Origin of the sequence: Rhizobium tumorigenes (assembly GCF_003240565.2) — a bacterium.
Taxonomy (GTDB): Bacteria; Pseudomonadota; Alphaproteobacteria; order Rhizobiales; family Rhizobiaceae; genus Rhizobium; species Rhizobium tumorigenes.
Map to the genome: position 1 here is coordinate 2,688,961 of NZ_CP117255.1, position 13,297 is coordinate 2,702,257.

General features: G+C 61.7%; 18 protein-coding genes. 11 read left to right on the plus strand and 7 right to left on the minus strand.

Annotated elements, in window-relative coordinates:
* Nucleotides 1–58 precede the first annotated feature (58 nt).
* The 3 genes from recF to PR017_RS13130 are packed head-to-tail and all read left to right on the plus strand — an operon-like array spanning nt 59 to nt 2,499.
* Nucleotides 59–1,183, plus strand: coding sequence for a DNA replication/repair protein RecF (gene recF, locus PR017_RS13120; protein WP_111220896.1), 1,125 nt, complete (start codon nt 59–61; stop codon nt 1,181–1,183).
* A gap of 45 nt (nt 1,184–1,228) precedes the next feature.
* Entirely contained in the window at nt 1,229–2,014 is a 786-nt protein-coding gene (locus tag PR017_RS13125; protein ID WP_111220895.1) for a molybdopterin-synthase adenylyltransferase MoeB, read from the plus strand.
* Nucleotides 2,011–2,499: a GNAT family N-acetyltransferase gene (locus PR017_RS13130; protein ID WP_111220894.1), complete on the plus strand. Its 489-nt coding sequence runs from the start codon at nt 2,011–2,013 to the stop codon at nt 2,497–2,499. Before PR017_RS13125 ends, PR017_RS13130 begins: the two co-directional genes overlap by 4 nt.
* 55 nt (nt 2,500–2,554) lie before the next feature.
* Here the strand turns inward: PR017_RS13130 and PR017_RS13135 are convergent, their stop codons facing one another.
* Nucleotides 2,555–3,556 (minus strand): 2-hydroxyacid dehydrogenase, encoded by a 1,002-nt coding sequence (locus PR017_RS13135; RefSeq protein WP_111220893.1) that lies wholly within the window; start codon nt 3,554–3,556, stop codon nt 2,555–2,557.
* Nucleotides 3,557–3,741: 185 nt separating this feature from the next.
* Between PR017_RS13135 and PR017_RS13140 the strand changes: the two genes are divergently transcribed.
* Nucleotides 3,742–4,281: an SH3 domain-containing protein gene (locus tag PR017_RS13140; RefSeq protein WP_111220892.1), complete on the plus strand. Its 540-nt coding sequence runs from the start codon at nt 3,742–3,744 to the stop codon at nt 4,279–4,281.
* Here the strand turns inward: PR017_RS13140 and PR017_RS13145 are convergent.
* On the minus strand, nt 4,274–5,266 hold the full coding sequence (locus PR017_RS13145; protein ID WP_111220891.1) for an adenosine kinase: 993 nt from the start codon (nt 5,264–5,266) through the stop codon (nt 4,274–4,276). The genes PR017_RS13140 and PR017_RS13145 overlap by 8 nt on opposite strands.
* A 328-nt stretch (nt 5,267–5,594) precedes the next feature.
* Nucleotides 5,595–6,806 carry an MFS transporter gene (locus PR017_RS13150; protein WP_111220890.1) on the minus strand — a complete coding sequence of 404 codons (1,212 nt, stop codon included), beginning with the start codon at nt 6,804–6,806 and terminating at the stop codon, nt 5,595–5,597.
* 200 nt (nt 6,807–7,006) lie between these two features.
* Here PR017_RS13150 and PR017_RS13155 point away from each other — a divergent pair, with 200 nt between their 5' ends.
* The gene (locus tag PR017_RS13155) at nt 7,007–7,540 is read left to right on the plus strand and encodes a ribonuclease H family protein (protein WP_111220889.1); all 534 of its coding nucleotides are present in this window, start codon (nt 7,007–7,009) and stop codon (nt 7,538–7,540) included.
* Nucleotides 7,541–7,582: 42 nt separating this feature from the next.
* On the opposite strand, the gene PR017_RS13160 is transcribed toward PR017_RS13155, so the two are convergent.
* Nucleotides 7,583–8,176 carry a c-type cytochrome gene (locus PR017_RS13160; RefSeq protein ID WP_111220888.1) on the minus strand — a complete coding sequence of 198 codons (594 nt, stop codon included), beginning with the start codon at nt 8,174–8,176 and terminating at the stop codon, nt 7,583–7,585.
* Between the two features lie 149 nt (nt 8,177–8,325).
* On the opposite strand from PR017_RS13160, the gene PR017_RS13165 reads away from it, so the two are divergent.
* From PR017_RS13165 to PR017_RS13185, 5 genes are all read left to right on the plus strand, one after another.
* Nucleotides 8,326–9,081, plus strand: coding sequence for a 3-deoxy-manno-octulosonate cytidylyltransferase (locus PR017_RS13165; protein ID WP_111220887.1), 756 nt, complete (start codon nt 8,326–8,328; stop codon nt 9,079–9,081).
* 10 nt (nt 9,082–9,091) lie between these two features.
* The gene (locus tag PR017_RS13170; RefSeq protein WP_111220886.1) at nt 9,092–9,946 is read left to right on the plus strand and encodes a prephenate dehydratase; all 855 of its coding nucleotides are present in this window, start codon (nt 9,092–9,094) and stop codon (nt 9,944–9,946) included.
* 38 nt (nt 9,947–9,984) lie between these two features.
* On the plus strand, nt 9,985–10,218 hold the full coding sequence (locus PR017_RS13175; RefSeq protein WP_111220885.1) for a BrnA antitoxin family protein: 234 nt from the start codon (nt 9,985–9,987) through the stop codon (nt 10,216–10,218).
* 78 nt (nt 10,219–10,296) lie between these two features.
* A complete protein-coding gene (locus tag PR017_RS13180) occupies nt 10,297–10,812 on the plus strand; it encodes a GNAT family N-acetyltransferase (RefSeq protein WP_111220884.1) in 516 nt (171 codons plus the stop codon).
* A 97-nt stretch (nt 10,813–10,909) separates the two neighbouring features.
* The gene (locus PR017_RS13185; RefSeq protein ID WP_111220883.1) at nt 10,910–11,305 is read left to right on the plus strand and encodes a (R)-mandelonitrile lyase; all 396 of its coding nucleotides are present in this window, start codon (nt 10,910–10,912) and stop codon (nt 11,303–11,305) included.
* Nucleotides 11,306–11,310: 5 nt separating this feature from the next.
* On the opposite strand, the gene PR017_RS13190 is transcribed toward PR017_RS13185, so the two are convergent.
* Entirely contained in the window at nt 11,311–11,556 is a 246-nt protein-coding gene (locus tag PR017_RS13190; RefSeq protein ID WP_111220882.1) for a DUF6434 domain-containing protein, read from the minus strand.
* A gap of 165 nt (nt 11,557–11,721) precedes the next feature.
* Here PR017_RS13190 and PR017_RS13195 point away from each other — a divergent pair, with 165 nt between their 5' ends.
* Nucleotides 11,722–11,901, plus strand: coding sequence for a hypothetical protein (locus PR017_RS13195; protein ID WP_111220881.1), 180 nt, complete (start codon nt 11,722–11,724; stop codon nt 11,899–11,901).
* Between the two features lie 19 nt (nt 11,902–11,920).
* On the opposite strand, the gene PR017_RS13200 is transcribed toward PR017_RS13195, so the two are convergent.
* Together PR017_RS13200 and PR017_RS13205 are read right to left on the minus strand one after the other, a co-directional pair.
* Nucleotides 11,921–12,289, minus strand: coding sequence for a VOC family protein (locus tag PR017_RS13200; RefSeq protein WP_111220880.1), 369 nt, complete (start codon nt 12,287–12,289; stop codon nt 11,921–11,923).
* Between the two features lie 92 nt (nt 12,290–12,381).
* The gene (locus PR017_RS13205) at nt 12,382–13,293 is read right to left on the minus strand and encodes a LysR family transcriptional regulator (protein WP_111220879.1); all 912 of its coding nucleotides are present in this window, start codon (nt 13,291–13,293) and stop codon (nt 12,382–12,384) included.
* Nucleotides 13,294–13,297 lie beyond the last annotated feature (4 nt).

The following is a 13,297-nucleotide window of genomic DNA, read 5'->3' on the forward strand; positions in this document are numbered from 1 at the left end:
CTTGCCATTCCGCACCGATCGGCATAGCTCTCACCGGACACACGAATCCCGGATCCCGATGCCGCATAAGGTCTCTCTCTCTCGCCTGAAACTGACCGACTTCCGCAACTACGCGGCAGCGGCGCTGGATCTGGACGGGCGGCACGTCGTGCTGACTGGCGATAACGGGGCCGGCAAGACGAACCTGATGGAAGCAGTCTCGCTGCTGTCGCCGGGCCGCGGCCTCAGGCGCGCCGCCTATGGAGATATCACCCGGGTCGGGGCGGCCAATGGCTTCTCCATCTTTGCGGAAATCGAGGGTATGGACGGCGGTGTCGAGATCGGCACCGGCGTCGATACCACGGACGAGACAGCGGTCCGGCGCCTGCGTATCAACGGCACCACGGCCAGAACCGTCGACGAATTGACCGACCACCTGCGCGTAGCCTGGCTGACGCCGGCCATGGACGGACTCTTTACCGGTGGCTCCTCCGATCGCCGGCGTTTTCTCGACCGGCTGGTCCTGTCGCTCGATCCGGCCCATGGCCGCAGGGCAACCGACTTCGAGCGCGCCATGCGCAGCCGCAATCGCCTGCTCTCCGAAGGCCGTTTCGACCCGGCCTGGCTTTCCGGCATCGAGCAGCAGATGGCAAGTCTCGGTATTGCGATGGCGATTGCCCGCGAGGAAATGCTCGGACTGCTGTCGGGCCTGATCGACGCCAGCCGCGAGGCTACCCCCTTTCCCTCGGCCTCCCTCACCCTCTCCGGTTTTCTCGATGGCGGGCTTGATGGCCCAGCCGTCGATCTCGAGGATTGCTATGCCGACATGTTGCGCGACAGCCGCTACCGCGACGCCGGCGCCGGACGAACATTGGATGGGCCGCACCGCGCCGACCTCAAGGTCCGCCATCTCGAAAAAGACATGGACGCCGGGCGCTGCTCGACCGGCGAACAGAAGGCTCTGCTGGTCGGCCTGGTGCTGGCACATGCCCGACTAGTCGGCAATTTGACAGGCCACGCTCCCGTGCTGCTGCTCGATGAAATTGCTGCCCATCTCGACGAAAATCGACGGGCAGCGCTGTTCGACCTGATCGACGGCCTCGGCGGCCAGGCCTTCATGACCGGCACCGACCGGAGCATGTTTTCGGCGCTCGGTGAGCGCGCCCAGTTTCTGGGCGTCGACCACGGTGCCGTCCAGCCATGACGCACCGCTTTTGCGCGAGCCGGATGCGAATGATAGGATGATGAAATGGAACCCTTGAACCCCGATGAAATCGAGCGCTACCGCCGCCATATCCTGCTGCCCGAGATCGGCGGCGCCGGCCAGCAGAAGCTGAAGGCAGCCCGTATCCTGGTCATCGGCGCCGGTGGTCTCGGTGCGCCGGTGCTGCAGTATCTAGCCGCCGCCGGCATCGGCACGCTCGGCATCGCCGACGACGACCGGGTATCGCTGTCAAACCTGCAGCGCCAGGTGATCCACGACACCGGTACCATTGGCGAACTGAAGACGCAAAGTGCGACCGATGCCATCGCCCGGCTCAACCCGCATATCCGCACCATCCGCTTCGAGGAGCGGTTTGCGGCCGAGACGGCAATGCGGCAACTCGCCGGCTTCGACCTCGTGGTCGACGGCTCCGACAATTTCGATACCCGCTATGCGGCCGCCGACGCCGCACATACCGCCGGCAAGCCCCTTGTCTCCGGCGCCGTCGGCCGTTTCGACGGCTCGCTGACCGTGTTGAAGCCCTATGAAACCGACCCTGACGGCCGTCTCAATCCGACCTACCGCGATCTGTTTCCAGCCCCGCCGCCGGAGGGTTTGATCCCTTCCTGCGCCGAGGCCGGCATCGTCGGCGCGCTTACCGGCGTCATCGGAACGCTGATGGCGATGGAAGCCATCAAGCTCGTTACCGGCATCGGCGAACCGCTGATCGGCCGGCTGCTGCTCTACGACGCACTTGCCGCAAGGTTCGACACCATCCGTTATGCAAGGCGCACCAAGCCGGCTAAGGTGGGTGGCACCGCAGGATCATGAGCGGCCTAGAACTGCACCGACTGGAAGAAGACTTTACCGGTTGGGACACCTTGCTGGGGCTTATCCAGACCTCATTTGCAGACATGGAAGGCCGCGTCGACCCACCCACGTCGGCAGAAGCCCTGACAGCCCGGTCATTGCGACAAAAGGCCGGAGCCGAAATCGGTTTTATAGTCATGCAGGAAAAGATCTTAGCCGGCTGTGTATTTTGTCGATTGGAACCCGATTGCCTCTACATAGGCAAGCTGGCGGTTCTGCCGGCACTGCAGGGCCGAGGTATAGGTCGAAGGCCGATCGAGGCTGCGGAACAGCTTGCGCGGCAGGAAAAGCTACCGGCGCTGCGGCTCGAAACCCGTATCGAACTCGTCGAAAATCACGCAACATTTGCTGCCTGGGGCTTTCGCAAGACCGCCGAAAACGCCCATCCCGGCTTCGGCCGGACCACCTCGATCGAAATGCGGAAGTCCTTGCTGCCGGCAGATTAACCATCGCCAACGACGAGCGCTTCCACGTGGATCCTTTGGCCTGACCCGAGGGCACTCAGCGCCCGGGCAGCACCCGGTTCGGCGGGCGATGGCTATCCATGAAGGCGCGGATGTTGATGATCACTTTGTCGCCCATCTCGATGCGGCCCTCGATGGTGGCAGAGCTCATATGCGGCAGGAGCACCACCTTGCCTTCGTTGGCGAGCTTGATCAGCTTCGGGTTCACGGCCGGCTCGTTGGAAAACACGTCGAGACCGGCGCCGGCGATCTTGCCGTCACGCAGGATGTTGATCAGGGCCGGCTCGTCGATGATGTCGCCCCGCGCGGTGTTGACGATGAAGGCGGTTGGTTGCAGCAGCGCCAGCCGTCTTGCCGAGATCAGGTGATAGGTGCCTGGTGTCGAGGGGCAGTTGATCGAGATGATATCGACGCGGGCGAGCATCTGGTCGAGGCTGTCCCAGTAGGTCGCCTCCAGCTCGTCCTCGGTCTCCGGGCTGACTTTGCTGCGGTTGTGATAGTGGATCGAAAGGCCGAAGGCCTTGGCACGGCGGGCGACGGCGGTACCGATGCGGCCCATGCCGACGATGCCGATGCGCTTGCCGGAAAGCCTGCGGCCGAGCATCCACGTCGGCGACCAGCCGGCCCATTCGCCGGGCTTGTCAGTCAGCACCCGCGCGCCCTCGGCCAATCGCCGCGGCACGGCGAGGATAAGCGCCATCGTCATGTCGGCGGTATCTTCGGTCAGCACGCCCGGCGTGTTGGTTACGGTGATGCCCTTTCGCGCCGCAGCCTCCACGTCGATGTGATCGGTGCCGTTCGAGAAGCCGGCAATAAGTTTCAGCTGCGGGCCTGCCTGTTCGATAAGGGTCGCATCGATCCTGTCGGTCACCGTCGGCACCAGCACATCGGCCGTCTGCATCGCCGCCGCCAGTTCGCTGGAGGTGCGCGGCCGGTCGTCTATGTTGAGCTCGGCGTCGAACAGCTCGCGCATCCGCGTCTCGACTGCGTCGGGCAGTTTGCGCGTCAGATAGACTTTTGGTTTTTTCTTCGTTGTCATGACGCCCTGCGATGCCTTGTTCAGAGGTCCTTAACCAAGACCAGACATAATTTTAACGTTGCGGGCAGTTCTACCAGACCCGCAGTCGAAGACAAACAGAAGTCGCTTTCGGCGTCCACGCATTTGCGGATGGCCGGAACGAAGCGCGCCCGGGCAGCGCGCCACGACAATCGAACGGAATTCTGATGCGGAGCACCATCTTCAAATCCTGTACGGCATTTGCACTCGGCCTGATGATGATGGCCGGCTCGATCCAGATCGCCAACGCTCAGGCAGCCAAGGGTGCCAGCGGCTTGCCGCTGCCACGCTTCGTGACGCTGAAATCGAAGCGCGTCAACCTGCGCATCGGCCCGAGCAGCGATTACGCGGTCTCATGGCTCTATACCCGCGCCGGCCTGCCAGTCGAAATCATCCAGGAATACGACAACTGGCGCCAGGTACGGGATGCCGACGGCACGGAGGGCTGGGTCAACCAGTCGCTGCTGTCAGGCTCGCGCGCCGCGATCGCCGCCCCGTGGATGAAGGGCAAAGGCAAGGAAGTCTACGTCAACATGCGCCGGGATCCGCAGCCGTCGAGTTCCGTCATTGCCAAGCTCGAGCCCGGCGTCGTCCTCGATGTGCGCGAATGCAACGGCACCTGGTGCAAGACGACAACCGATGGAACCGAAGGCTGGGTGGCGCAATCGGAAATCTGGGGCGCCTATCCCGGAGAGGCCTTCAAATAAGCCCGGCTTCCTTGGCCAGCTTCGACAGCGACTTGTCAGGCCGGGGGCCGATCTGCTGGATCACAGTGCCTGCCGCAAGGCAGCCAAGCTTGCCGCAATCCCGGAGTTCCCGTCCCTGCGTATACCCATAGAGGAAGCCGGAGGCGAACAGATCGCCGGCCCCTGTCGTGTCGACAAGCTCGTCCAGCTCGATGGCGTCGACTTCGTAGCGCTCGCTGCCGCGCAGGATGACCGCCCCGTCTTCGCTCATCGTCACGGCTGCAATCTTGCAATCGCGGGCGATCCCGGCCAGCGCTTCCTCGAAATCCTCTGTCTCGTAGAGGCTGAGTGCTTCCTGACGGTTGGCAAAAACGATGTCGACGGTGCCGGAGCGCATCAGCTCCAGGAATTCGTCCCGGTAACGGCCGACGCAGAAGCTGTCGGAGAGCGTCATCGAGACCTCGCGACCGTTTTCATGGGCGATACGGGCGCATTCGCGGATCGCATCCTTGGCGCGCGGCGGATCCCAGAGATAGCCCTCGAAATAAATGACCTTGGAATCGGCAACGACATCGGCTTCGACGTCCTCGGGTCCGAGCTCGACGCAAGCACCGAGATAGGTGTTCATCGAGCGCTCGCCGTCCTCGGTGACGAAAATCATAGAACGGGCGGTGGGCGGAAACGTCTCTTTCGGCGCGGTCTCATAGTGGACGCCGAGCGCGCGGATATCGTGGGTAAAGATTTCGCCGAGCTGGTCCTTGGCGACCTTGCCGAAATAGGCTGCCTTGCCACCAAAATTGGCGATGCCTGCTGCCGTGTTGCCGGCGCTGCCGCCGGAGGCTTCGATGGCCGGGCCCATGCGGGAATAGAGCAATTCGGCACGCTCAGCGTCGATCAGGTTCATCGCCGCCTTGGTGATGGCGTTGTCGATCAGGAACTGGTCGTCGCACCGGGCAATAATATCGACGATGGCATTGCCAACGGTGAGTACATCGAAACGTGTCATCAAAATGGAACCCCGGTCACTGTCTTCGCCGGTGTCCGGTCATATCGGGTTTTGAAAAGTTTGGAAGGCGGAATCGCCACCGCCCGCCCAAGAAATGCCAAGTGGTCACAGAGCCGTCACTTTCGCCGTGTATTTATCCATCAGGCGATAGGCATGGACGGTCGGTAGATCGTTAGAGCCTTTATCGCTTGGGGTGAGAAACCCTGGCTTCCATTGAACGCGCTGACCACGGATGTACTGGCAGACGGCGATGGAAGCAGACCACCGGGATGACCGGCTGCGGAAAAGCGGGCAATGCCCGCTTTTTTTGTGCCTTTTTCTAGGTCGACTAACGAACGCCAGCAGACGTTCGCCGTCCCCCGAAGAAGAGCGAAACACCTAGCAGCGTTGCGGCGAGACAGATCAGGCAGACGCAGACGAGGCAAACGCCGATCCATCCGGCAAGCGTCCAGGCCATGCCGCCAGCGAATGCCCCAAGTGCACCACCGGAAAACGTCGAAACCATATACATGGTGTTCAACCGGCCGCGGATTTCATGACCGATGGCAAAGATCCGCGTCTGGTTGGCGATCTGGCCGCTCTGCAGGCCGAAATCGAGCAGGTTGACGGCAACGACCAATGCCAGCAGATGCGTCGTCCCTAACGTGGCGGCAATCGCGAAACTGGCAAGCAGGGCGCAGAAGGCGAAAGCATTCACCCGCGACGAACCCCAGCGGTCGGCAAGTCGCCCTCCAACAGGCGCCATCAGCGCACCGGGGGCACCCCACAGGCCGAAAAGGCCGGCTGCGGCGGCTCCGAGGCCGAAGGCGGGGCTGGCGAGATGGAATGCCAGCGTCGCCCAGAACGCCGAAAAAGCGCCGAAAGCCAGGAAATTCATCCCCATCGACAACAGCAGCGGCCGGTGCTTCAACAGCGGCACAAGCGAGGCCAGCAGCTCGCCATAGCTCATTTTCTGCATTGTCTGCGGTCGCTGCGGCATGAAGGCCGGAATGAAGAAGAAAAGGATGAGCGTGAGAACTGCCGCCAGGCCGTACGACGCACGCCAGCTGTCGGTATATCCCGCCACAAGACCGGAGACTGTGCGCGACAACAGGATGCCCATGACCAGACCGGTGGTCATCGTACCCACGACCCGGCCCCGCTTTTCTGCCGGCACCAGCGAGGTTGCAAGCGGTATCAGCACCTGTGGCACGACGGTGACCAGCGCAAGACAGGCGCTGGCACCGATAAGCACGCCGATACCGGGCGCAAGCGCCGCTCCGAGAAGGCCTATCGCCGTCAGCGCCATCAGCCAGCGCAGCAACCTGCGTGGCTCGGCAATATCGGCAAGCGGCACCAGCAGGAGAATGCCGAACGCGTAGCCGACCTGGGTCGCCACCGCAACCAGCGACGACACATGCTCTGGAACGCCGAAGCTAACGGCGATCTGGCCGAGCAGCGGTTGGCAGAGATAGATATTGCCGACCATGACGCCACAGGCGGCGGCCATCAGGGGTATGGTGCCGCGATGGATTTCAGGCAACGACTGCGAATTGGGCATCAAAAGACTCACATTGGCATAAGCGCGCAGAACGTCATGCTTCGGTCATCTTGTCGAGGTCGCAGGGTGTGCCGTTTATGCAAGGCAGCATCCCGCTCGTGACCGAGGTAAGCGGCGGCCACAGCATTCGAGGTTGGCAACGCGCAATGTATCCGGGTTAGGATGTTCCGGTTTTGCCGCGTCTTCGATAGGCCAACTCATTGACCTCCACGCCTACCCCATCCCCCGAAGCCCACCCGGCCGTGTTACGGCAAGGACTTCATGTCTTCACCGACGGCTGCGTCGAGCCCGGTACCGGCGATGGTGGCTGGGCCTATGTCGTGTATCGCGATGGACTCGAGATAGCCTCGGGCTGCGGCGGCGTCGTAAAGACCGCCAACAATGCGATGGAAATCATGGCAGTGCTGGAGGCCGTAAACTGGATCGGCAGCAATGCCGCCGAAGAGCCCGTCGTCATCTGGTCCGATTCGCTCTACGCCATCAGGGGCTGCAACGCCTTCCGGCAGATATGGAAAGGCAACGGCTGGAAAAAGATCGACGCCAACCCGAATCTCCGGCGAAGGAAGATCGCCCATGCGGAGATTTGGAAGGCACTCGATCTTAAGCTGTCGCAAAACGCCTTCATCAGTATCGAATGGTGCAAGGGTCACTTCGGCATAGACGGCAACGAGCGCGCCGACGGGCTTGCAGACCAAGGCCGCCGGACAATCCAACGGCCGGGCGGCCGGACGTGAAGACCCGGCCACGGATGGCCGGGCTTTGTCGGAGAATTAGGCTCAATTGGTAGTGGGCGCCGGCGCGGCGGCGGCGGCATCCGGCAGCGGTGCAGGCGTATCAGCCAGCGTCCGGAGATAGGCGATGACATTGGCGCGGTCGGTGTCTTTCGGCAGGCCTGCAAACCCCATCGCGGTGCCCGGAATGTATTTCTTCGGGGATGTCAGAAAATGCGCCAGATGGTCATAGGTCCACTTTTCTGACGAACCCTTGGAAAAATCCTTGATGGCAGCGGAATAGCCAAAGCCCTCATGCGAGGCGATCGGTCTGTCGACTATGCCGTAGAGGTTTGGACCGACCTTGTTCGGTCCGCCCTTGCTGCCGTCATGACAGGCCTGACACTTCTTGAAGATTGTTTCGCCAACCTTGGCGTCGGCCTTCTGCAACAGCTGGGCAATCGGCGTTTCAGGCGCTGCCGCCGCAGTCTTGCCACTGGCGCCGCCGGCCGGTGCCGTCTCGTCGGCGACAATGATAAACCCCGGCTTTTCCGGCGGCTCCGAAGCAAACAGCGCGCCGGACACCAGCGACACCGACTTCAACACGAACAACGTCGCCAGAAGCGCACCGAGTCCCATGTTCACGTAGGATGAATTCATCTGCTATGTTCCCCTCCCCGGCAAACCCGCCGGCCCCATCTTGAATTCGGCCGAAACCTGTGTCTTCTGACTGTCCCTTACAAAACTCTCCACCCAGCTCGGAACATCACACTTTTTGACATTTTTCCGACGGGAATAAAAGGCCAACAATGACGTACCTCGATATCGGCAAGACGCTGGTCCTCATCCCCGCCCGTCTGGCTTCCACCCGATTGCCGGGCAAACCGTTGGCCGACATTGCCGGCCTGCCCATGATCGTACAGGTTGCCATGCGCGCGCGCGAAGCGGCTATCGGTCGCATCGTCGTCGCTGTCGACCATTCCGACACGTTCGACGTCGTCAGAAACGCCGGCTTCGAGGTGGTGATGACCCGCGAGGACCATCAATCCGGCTCCGATCGCATTCACGAGGCGCTGCGCGCTGTCGATCCGGACGGTCGCATCGAGACAATCGTCAATGTCCAGGGCGACCTGCCGACCATCGACCCCGCCACGATCCGCGCTGCCCTGAAGCCGCTCGAAGATACCGCCGTCGATATTGCGACGCTGACGGTGGAAATCCGCGACGAGGAGGAAAAGACCAATCCCAACGTCGTCAAGATCGTCGGCTCGCCGCTGTCGGACAGCCGGCTGAGGGCACTTTATTTTACCCGCGCCACCGCCCCCCATGGCAAGGGGCCGCTTTACCATCACATCGGCCTCTACGCCTATCGCCGCGCGGCACTCGAGCGCTTCGTGACGCTTGCCCCATCGACGCTGGAAAAACGCGAATCGCTTGAGCAGCTACGAGCGCTCGAAGCCGGTATGCGCATCGACGCCGAGATCGTTGACACGGTTCCGCTGGGTGTCGATACTCCGGCCGACCTCGAAAAGGCCCGCCGAATGCTCTCCGGCGCCTCTCTCTGACGGATTTTTCATGACAACCAAGACCAACAAGATTGCCTTCCAGGGCGAATACGGCGCCAATTCCGACATGGCCTGCCGCGACATGTTTCCCGACATGGAGCCGCTTCCGTGCCAGACCTTCGAGGATGCGTTCACCGCGGTCGACAATGGCGATGCCGATCTGGCGATGATTCCGATTGAAAACACCATCGCCGGCCGCGTCGCAGACATCCATCACCTGCTACCGGAATCCAAGCTCCACATCATCGGCGAATATTTCATGCCGATCCGTTTCCAGCTGATGGTGCTCCCGGGCGTTACCCGTGACGAGATCCGCACCGTCCACAGCCACATCCATGCGCTCGGACAATGCCGCAAGATCGTTCGTGCCAACGGCTGGAAGCCGGTCATCGCCGGCGATACTGCGGGCGCTGCCAAGCTGGTGCAGGAAACAGGCGACCGCTCGATGGCGGCGCTGGCCCCCCGGCTGGCCGCCGACCTCTACCATCTCGACATCATCGCCGAGAATGTCGAGGATGTCGAAAGCAACACGACACGCTTCGTCGTGCTGGCACGCGACGAGGCCTGGGCGGAGCGCAGCTCCAGGGACGAAAAGATCGTCACGACTTTCGTCTATAATGTCCGCAACATCCCGGCCGCCCTCTACAAGGCGCTCGGCGGTTTCGCCACAAACGGCATCAACATGACCAAGCTCGAGAGCTACCAGCTCGGCGGAAAGTTCGTGGCCACCCAGTTTTACGCCGACATCGAGGGTCATCCCTCCGATCCGCATGTCCGCCAGGCGCTGGAGGAACTGCGGTTCTTCTCCGAAAAAGTTCGCATCCTCGGCGTCTACAAAGGCCACCCGACGCGCGGTTCGATGTAGGCATTGCAACTGCCGCCGTCATACAGAAGGAAACCGCCATGCCCACGCCACCCCGCCGCCCGGTCAGCCCGATGGACGCGGCAGAGGCGCTCTTCAAGCCGACAAAGAAGCCCGTCGCCCCTGCAGTCGAGCGCCCTGCCGTGCCCAACACGAAGGAGATGGTGTCGATCAGGCTCGACAGCGACGTGCTCGCCCACTTCCAGGAAGACGGTCCCGGCTGGCAGGACCGCATCAACGACACGCTGCGTGCAGCCATGCTGGCCAAGGATTAGCATCCGGCCATACCCCATGCCGGGATGACGCGCGGAACGCATGGCTCGCGCAGCAGACCGGCAATTGAATGGACCCTCATGATCACCTTCCGGCCTATGCTTCCCGAAGAGTTCCCCGCATACCTGGATTACTTCATTGCCGACTACGCCGATGAAATTGCTGAGAACTATGCGATGTCTTCGGCCGCTGCACGGATACGGGCTGAGCGCGAGGTCGCGGCGGAGCTTCCGGCCGGCCCGCGAACCGCAGGCCAGGAATTGCTCTGCATATTCAGCGAGCAGAACCCGGCGCAACCCATTGGCTATCTCTGGTATCGCTCCGACAGCGACCGCCATTCGGCTTTTGTCTGCGACTTCTGCATACTCCCGGAGTACCGGGGACAAGGTCGCGGTCACTCTTCTCTGGCTGCCCTGGAAGCAATGATGCGGCAACAGGGATACACGGAGATCAAGCTGCGCGTGGCTGCCGATAACGCGCGTGCTCAACACCTCTACGCCGTCGGCGGCTTTCGCGTCACTGGGGTAAATATGTCCAAACGCATCGACGCTGAAGCGGTGCCGGAAAAAGCCCTCGCCAACGAGCCCACTATCTGACTTCCCGAATTGAGGTGCACACACCTGATCCGGTGCACTCTGCGCGCTAAGTAACGATTACCGGCGGCAGGGAAATGCCGCGCAACAGGAGAGTTCCATGAAGATCACCCGCAGCGGTTCGCTTCCATCGGCCAAAGGCCCATCCGATTACTTCACCGGCACGGTGCGCATCGATGCGCCTTTCAAGGGCGAAGATCCGGCCCGGATCGGCGGCGCCACCGTCACCTTCGAACCCGGCGCACGCACCGCCTGGCACACGCACCCGCTCGGCCAAACCCTGCTCGTGCTCTCCGGCCTCGGCCGTGCGCAGCGAGAGGGCGGGCCGATCGAAGAGATCCGCCCCGGCGACATCGTCTGGTTCGCGCCGGGTGAGAAACACTGGCACGGCGCTGCACCTTCAACAGCCATGAGCCATGTCGCCATCGCCGAAGCGCTTGACGGCAAGGTCGTCAATTGGCTTGAGCACGTCACCGACGAGCAGTACGAGGGCTGATAGGATCAGGCATCGCTCGCTGCAGGTGATGTCGGCGGACGCTTTGCAGCCTCGCGCCGGCACCATTCGTCGGCAGCACTGCCCATGGTCTGGCCGACAGCCGTCTTAAGCCAGGCCATGAAGGGGCGGTCGAACTTGAACCCTTCGCCGCATTCCACTTGAAAAAATCGACGGACGTTCTGCGTGTTGCGGTAGGAAGCCGTCAACGGCGTCGCGCGCGTGATTTCACTGCCATGCCAGTCGAATGCCATCCCCACTCCCCGTCTTACCCATGCACCCGCTTCTTATCCGCCACCTCTTATGCCCGCAATGCACCAAGCTCACGGCAGATCATCAATATGTGAATGGGTATGTTGCAGTGCAACGTGCTAAGTAATTAGCTTACTACCTATCCACTACGATGAAGGTTGAAAAGCATGTCGGAAGATAAGAGCACACATCTGGTATCCGTTCTCAAGACCATGATCAGAGACCACGGAATGCCGCGGTCCCTGGATGAGATCACCGATCCGGACTTTCGTAGCATGGCAGTCGCGCATATCGATGAATTCGATGAAGCCCGCGATGAATGCGAAAGCGACCTCACCCTGAACTGATGCGGAACTGCGGTGCAGCCTACTGATCCGGTTCGCAAACACGCAAGCGATGGCCATCGGGATCGAGCGCCACGAAGGTCTCTCCGAAATCCATCGTCGTCAACTCCTGCGCAATCGGCATTCCCTGTTTGCACCATTCCCGGTAATGGGCGGCAATGCTGCCCTTGCCTGGCAGAGCAAAGCCGATTTCACCGCGATTTCCAAGCGCTAAAGGCTGAGGTTCCACGGAACTACGGCGCCAGAGCCCGAGCATGAAACCGCTATCGAGAGCGAAGGCGGCATAATTCGGCGAATCCGCAACCGGCTCGCGACCAAGAAGGCCGCGATAGAAAACGACGCTCTCGGCCGGGTCCTTGACGTAGAGAATGATGAGATTGGGATTGGTCATTTTCGCTGCTCCTTGTTGTCGATGGAGCAACGATAGCAGCAACCACTGACAGTTTATGGCAGCAGTGTGGGCAATGCATCTGAGTTGTTCTTCTATGTTGCGCCACCGGCTTTCGCCTCGCCGAACTCCTCCATGACGGCCTCGATGAAGCTTTTGAGTTTGGGGGTCTGGCGGCGGTCGGGGTGGAAAAGAAGATGCATCGGTCGCGTCTCCGTCCGGTAGTCCGCCAACACCCTGACGAGACGACCATCGGCCAGCATGTCCCGCGCGTGGTCGTAGGCAATCAGCGCGATGCCGAAACCGCCCACCGCAGCCGAGAGCAACCCCTTGGCATCGTTCACCCGCAAGCGCCCCTGCACCTTTGGTTCATAAACGCTGTCGCCCATCTCGAAACGCCAGTGATAGTTTTCCGGCTGCGACCACAGGGCCTGCCCCAGGCATTCGTGGTATTCGAGATCGGCAGGATGGGTCGGAGTTCCGCGTTCCTGCAGGTAGTCCGGCGAGGCACAGAGCACGACGCGAAACGGCGCAAGCCGGTACTTGGTGAGGGTCGTGTCACCGACCTGCCCGATGCGGAACACAGCTTCGAAAGACTCCTTGACCGGATCCACATACTTGTCGTCGAGCACCAGATCGACTTCAACGTCGGGATATCGACGCAGGTAGCGGGTCACCAGACCGATCAGGCTCTGTGATCCGAACGAAACTGGGGCGTTGATGCGCAGGCGCCCCTGCGGCGTGCCCTTGGCCTGCTCCGCAACGGCATCGGCCCAGTCGGCATCGGCTAGCACCAGCTTGCACCGGTCGTAGTAGGTCCGGCCGATCTCGGTCACGCTTTGCCGCCGGGTGGTGCGATAGAGCAGCCGTGCTCCAAGGCGCGCCTCGAGATAATTGACATGCTTGGCCACCATTTGCTGCGAGATGCCGAGCACGGTCGCGGCAGACGCAAAGGAGCCCATCTCCACCGACGTGACATAGGCATTCATGCTGACAAGACGATCCATTCCA

Excerpts from the sequence above, each read along its gene's own strand:
- PR017_RS13190 (WP_111220882.1), bottom strand. The coding sequence starts at position 11,556 with ATGGCATTCGACTGGCATGGCAGTGAAATCACGCGCGCGACGCCGTTG.
- PR017_RS13205 (WP_111220879.1), bottom strand. The coding sequence starts at position 13,293 with ATGGATCGTCTTGTCAGCATGAATGCCTATGTCACGTCGGTGGAGATG.
- PR017_RS13185 (WP_111220883.1), top strand. The coding sequence starts at position 10,910 with ATGAAGATCACCCGCAGCGGTTCGCTTCCATCGGCCAAAGGCCCATCC.
- recF (WP_111220896.1), top strand. The coding sequence starts at position 59 with ATGCCGCATAAGGTCTCTCTCTCTCGCCTGAAACTGACCGACTTCCGC.
- PR017_RS13195 (WP_111220881.1), top strand. The coding sequence starts at position 11,722 with ATGTCGGAAGATAAGAGCACACATCTGGTATCCGTTCTCAAGACCATG.
- PR017_RS13130 (WP_111220894.1), top strand. The coding sequence starts at position 2,011 with ATGAGCGGCCTAGAACTGCACCGACTGGAAGAAGACTTTACCGGTTGG.
- PR017_RS13180 (WP_111220884.1), top strand. The coding sequence starts at position 10,297 with ATGATCACCTTCCGGCCTATGCTTCCCGAAGAGTTCCCCGCATACCTG.
- PR017_RS13150 (WP_111220890.1), bottom strand. The coding sequence starts at position 6,806 with ATGCCCAATTCGCAGTCGTTGCCTGAAATCCATCGCGGCACCATACCC.
- PR017_RS13200 (WP_111220880.1), bottom strand. The coding sequence starts at position 12,289 with ATGACCAATCCCAATCTCATCATTCTCTACGTCAAGGACCCGGCCGAG.
- PR017_RS13145 (WP_111220891.1), bottom strand. The coding sequence starts at position 5,266 with ATGACACGTTTCGATGTACTCACCGTTGGCAATGCCATCGTCGATATT.
- PR017_RS13160 (WP_111220888.1), bottom strand. The coding sequence starts at position 8,176 with ATGAATTCATCCTACGTGAACATGGGACTCGGTGCGCTTCTGGCGACG.
- PR017_RS13175 (WP_111220885.1), top strand. The coding sequence starts at position 9,985 with ATGCCCACGCCACCCCGCCGCCCGGTCAGCCCGATGGACGCGGCAGAG.
- PR017_RS13125 (WP_111220895.1), top strand. The coding sequence starts at position 1,229 with ATGGAACCCTTGAACCCCGATGAAATCGAGCGCTACCGCCGCCATATC.
- PR017_RS13140 (WP_111220892.1), top strand. The coding sequence starts at position 3,742 with ATGCGGAGCACCATCTTCAAATCCTGTACGGCATTTGCACTCGGCCTG.
- PR017_RS13165 (WP_111220887.1), top strand. The coding sequence starts at position 8,326 with ATGACGTACCTCGATATCGGCAAGACGCTGGTCCTCATCCCCGCCCGT.
- PR017_RS13135 (WP_111220893.1), bottom strand. The coding sequence starts at position 3,556 with ATGACAACGAAGAAAAAACCAAAAGTCTATCTGACGCGCAAACTGCCC.
- PR017_RS13170 (WP_111220886.1), top strand. The coding sequence starts at position 9,092 with ATGACAACCAAGACCAACAAGATTGCCTTCCAGGGCGAATACGGCGCC.